Source organism: Sphingomonas sp., assembly GCF_051962185.1.
Classification (GTDB): domain Bacteria; phylum Pseudomonadota; class Alphaproteobacteria; order Sphingomonadales; family Sphingomonadaceae; genus Sphingomonas.
Genome location: NZ_JBQCCN010000284.1, coordinates 1 through 3,223, shown reverse-complemented (window position 1 = coordinate 3,223; position 3,223 = coordinate 1). Strand labels below are relative to the sequence as shown.

5 protein-coding genes are annotated in these 3,223 nt (G+C 65.8%); 4 read left to right on the top strand and 1 reads right to left on the bottom strand.

Features of this window, described 5'->3' with window-relative positions; genetic code table 11:
* The first annotated feature begins 64 nt into the window (after positions 1-64).
* Genes ACTHJR_RS17800 through ACTHJR_RS17785 form a run of 4 tightly spaced genes read left to right on the top strand, consistent with a single transcriptional unit; the run spans position 65 to position 2,134 of the window.
* Entirely contained in the window at positions 65-949 is an 885-nt protein-coding gene (locus ACTHJR_RS17800) for a DMT family transporter (RefSeq protein WP_440524676.1), read from the top strand.
* Positions 946-1,425, top strand: coding sequence for an N-acetyltransferase family protein (locus tag ACTHJR_RS17795; protein ID WP_440524675.1), 480 nt, complete (start codon positions 946-948; stop codon positions 1,423-1,425). The genes ACTHJR_RS17800 and ACTHJR_RS17795 overlap by 4 nt, the downstream gene beginning before the upstream one ends.
* Positions 1,425-1,745, top strand: a complete 321-nt coding sequence (locus tag ACTHJR_RS17790) for a DMT family transporter (protein ID WP_440524674.1) — start codon at positions 1,425-1,427, stop codon at positions 1,743-1,745. The genes ACTHJR_RS17795 and ACTHJR_RS17790 overlap by 1 nt, the downstream gene beginning before the upstream one ends.
* Positions 1,745-2,134: a TfoX/Sxy family protein gene (locus ACTHJR_RS17785; RefSeq protein ID WP_440524672.1), complete on the top strand. Its 390-nt coding sequence runs from the start codon at positions 1,745-1,747 to the stop codon at positions 2,132-2,134. Before ACTHJR_RS17790 ends, ACTHJR_RS17785 begins: the two co-directional genes overlap by 1 nt.
* A 65-nt stretch (positions 2,135-2,199) precedes the next feature.
* Here ACTHJR_RS17785 and ACTHJR_RS17780 read toward each other — a convergent pair whose 3' ends face one another.
* The gene (locus ACTHJR_RS17780) at positions 2,200-2,979 is read right to left on the bottom strand and encodes a helix-turn-helix domain-containing protein (protein ID WP_440524670.1); all 780 of its coding nucleotides are present in this window, start codon (positions 2,977-2,979) and stop codon (positions 2,200-2,202) included.
* Positions 2,980-3,223 lie beyond the last annotated feature (244 nt).

Genomic DNA, 3,223 nt, shown 5'->3' with positions numbered 1-3,223 from the left:
CCTTCTCATCTCATGAGCGAACAGCCCGGTGACGTAACGATCGCCTCCCGCTATCGGCTGGATCATGTCGCGCAGCCCCGCCTTCGTGTTTTTCGTCGCGGTGCTGGGGATCGCGGTGTTCTCGTCGATGGACGCGATCATGAAATCGCTGGTGCTCCAACTCGGCGCCTATGACACCTTGCTGTGGCGGACGCTGGCCGGGACGGTGCTGACCGGGCTGATCTATCTGCCGCGCCGCACCGCCTGGCCGAGCCGGGCGACGATGCGGGTCCATCTGATCCGCGGCGCGGTGTCGGCGGTGATGGCGGTGACCTTCTTCTGGGGGCTCGCGCGCGTGCCGATGGCGCAGGCGATCGCGCTCGCCTTCATCGCGCCGTTGCTGGCGCTGTTCGGCGCGGCGTTCGTGCTCAAGGAAAGCATTCCGCGCCGGGCGATCGTCGCGTCGCTGGTCGCGTTCGCGGGGGTCGGCGTGATCATGCTCGGCCAGGCGACCTCGGCGCCCAATCCCGACCGTTTCCGCGGCACCGTCGCGGTGCTGCTGTCGGCGGTCTGCTATGCCTATAACATCGTGTTGATGCGCCAGCAGGCGCTGGTCGCGGGCCCCCGCGAAGTCGCCTTCTTCCAGAGCCTGATCGTCGTCGTCATCCTGGGGCTCGGCGCGCCGTTCCTGGCGCACGTTCCCGACGTGCGGCATGCCTTGCCGCTCGTCGGGGCAGCGACGCTCGCCACGGTGTCGCTGATGCTGCTGGCCTGGGCCTATGCCCGCGGCGAGGCCAATTATCTGGCGCCGACCGAATATACCGGATTCATCTGGGCTTCGTTATGGGGCTGGGTCGTGTTCAGCGAGCCGGTCGCGTCCTATACGCTGGCCGGCGCCGCGTTGATCATCACCGGCTGCCTGATCGCCGCGCGGCGGCGAGGGCAAGAAAATGTGGAGGCTGCCTTTTGACGCTGACGATCCGTCCCGCCACGCCGCAGGACGCGGCATTGATCCTGCGCTTCGTTCGTGAACTCGCCGAGTTCGAGCGCGAGCCGGATGCCGTCAAGGCGACCGAGGAGAGCCTGACGCACGCCTTGTTCGGCGAGCGATCGGCCGAAGCGGTGATCGCCGAGCAGGACGGCGAGCCGATGGGTTTCGCCTTGTTCTTCCACAATTTCTCGACCTGGACGGGGCGCAAGGGCCTCTATCTCGAAGACCTCTATGTGACGCCCGAAGCGCGCGGATCGGGCGTCGGCACGGCCTTGTTGCGGCACCTCGCCGGCATAGCGCTCGACCGCGATTGCGCGCGATTCGAATGGGCGGTGCTCGACTGGAACACGCCGGCGATCGACTTTTATACCGCGATGGGCGCCGACAGCATGGACGAATGGCGGATCCGGCGCGTCACCGGCGGCGCGCTCACCAAGCTTGCGGGGCGCAACTGATGGCGTGGCTGTGGCTGATCGTCGGCGGATTGTTCGAGGTAGGGTTCACCACCTGCCTTCGCCATGTCGACGGCTTTCGCAACATTCCCTGGACGCTCGGCTTTCTCGGCTCTGTCGCGCTGTCGATGGGGCTGCTCGAATATGCCTCGCGTTCGATCCCGATGGGCACGGCCTATGCGGTGTGGGGCGGGATCGGCGCGCTCGGCACGGTGATCGTCGGCATCGCCTGGTATCAGGAGCCGGCGACCTTGCCGCGGCTGCTGCTGATTCTCGGTGTGGTTGCGTGTATCGCGGGGTTGAAGATCACGGGAGCGCGCTGATGGCCGCGGACGAAGGGCTGGTCGACTGGGTGAGCGAGGCGATGGAGCCGGTCGGCCGCGTCACCAAGCGCGCGATGATGGGCGGCGCCACGCTCTATTGCGACGGCACCATTTTCGCGATCGTCGCCAGCGGCGGCGGGCTGTGGCTCAAGGCCGACGCGGAAAGCGACGCCTTGTGGGACGAGGCGGGTTGCGACCGCTTCACCTATGACATGAACGGCAAGATCGGCAGCATGAACTATCGCCGCGCGCCCGACGACGTCTATGACGACGCCGACGAGCTTCGGCGCTGGGCATTGCTGGCGCTCGACGCGGGCCGCCGCGCGCCGAAAAAGGCGCCGCCGCGCAGGACGGCGAGGGCGGCGGCCCGGGGGCGATCGCGCGGATAAATCAGGCGAGTGTCGTCAGCGGGAAGCCGCCGGCACTTTTCCGATTTGCCTGTGCGCCTCCGACCTCATTCGATCGTAATGCCCACCACGCGCCAGGTGCCGTCCTCGCGGTCGAGCGAGACCGTCTCCACGGCGTCGGCCTTGTTGGCGAAGCGGGTCCGGAACTTCACCACCTCATAGCCATAGGGCGGAGCGGGGAGGTTCTCTTCGCTGATCAAGGTGCGCGAGATCATCGCGCCCAGCGGTACGCGCACCTTTTCGGCCGCCGCCGTCCAGACCTGGAGAGTGTTGAGCTTGCGGAACTGTTCTCCGGTCGCCCGGTAGGTTTCTTCCCAGCGCCCCTGATCGCCCAGCGCCAGCCATTGCCGCGCGGCATCGACCACTTCGGCATTGACCGCCGCGTCGGCGGCCGCCGCTGTCGGCTGGGGGGAGGACGGAATCTGAGGCAAGGCGGTGAATGCCAACAGGCCGAGAACAAGCGTCATGAGCAACACTCCGATGATGATCCAGGGGCGGTAGGTCCGCCCGGCGCCGCCGATCGGCGCGCTTTCCTGATCCATCGGGGGGCGTGTCGCGTCTGCCCCGATTTCCATGTCCCCGAAAAAATCGGGGTCAGTCGATGCCAAGCTTTTATGCTCGGCGGCCAGCAAGAGGCGGGCTGCTTCGCGGCTGCTCGATACGGCCATCTTGCGCCGGGCGTCGCGCAGCCGTTCGTTGATCGTATGGACAGAGAGACCCAGGCTGCGCGCGGTCGATTTGGCGTCGTGGCCGCGGACGATCAGGCGGAGGGTCTCCTTCTCCTTCTCGGTCAGCGCCCACAGGCCGTCTTTAACCTGCATGTTCATACCACCCAGGACCTAGGTCCGGCGCCGAGCCGCAGCTACCCTCAAAAATTTGTATCTTTGGCGCTGGACAACGGCGCATCCTCTGTGCCGCTCAACGACCACTTTTGGGTGGAAAGCTGCCGTTCGCTCGATCCTGAAAGTTTGGCGATTGCGTAGTTTGCGAGCCCCAGTAACATGCGAAGCTAAATATAGCCGCTAACATTCCACCTACAAAGAGCTGGATGGTCCAAAACCAAAACTGTCG

Excerpts from the sequence above, each read along its gene's own strand:
- ACTHJR_RS17800 (WP_440524676.1), top strand. The coding sequence starts at position 65 with ATGTCGCGCAGCCCCGCCTTCGTGTTTTTCGTCGCGGTGCTGGGGATC.
- ACTHJR_RS17790 (WP_440524674.1), top strand. The coding sequence starts at position 1,425 with ATGGCGTGGCTGTGGCTGATCGTCGGCGGATTGTTCGAGGTAGGGTTC.
- ACTHJR_RS17785 (WP_440524672.1), top strand. The coding sequence starts at position 1,745 with ATGGCCGCGGACGAAGGGCTGGTCGACTGGGTGAGCGAGGCGATGGAG.
- ACTHJR_RS17780 (WP_440524670.1), bottom strand. The coding sequence starts at position 2,979 with ATGAACATGCAGGTTAAAGACGGCCTGTGGGCGCTGACCGAGAAGGAG.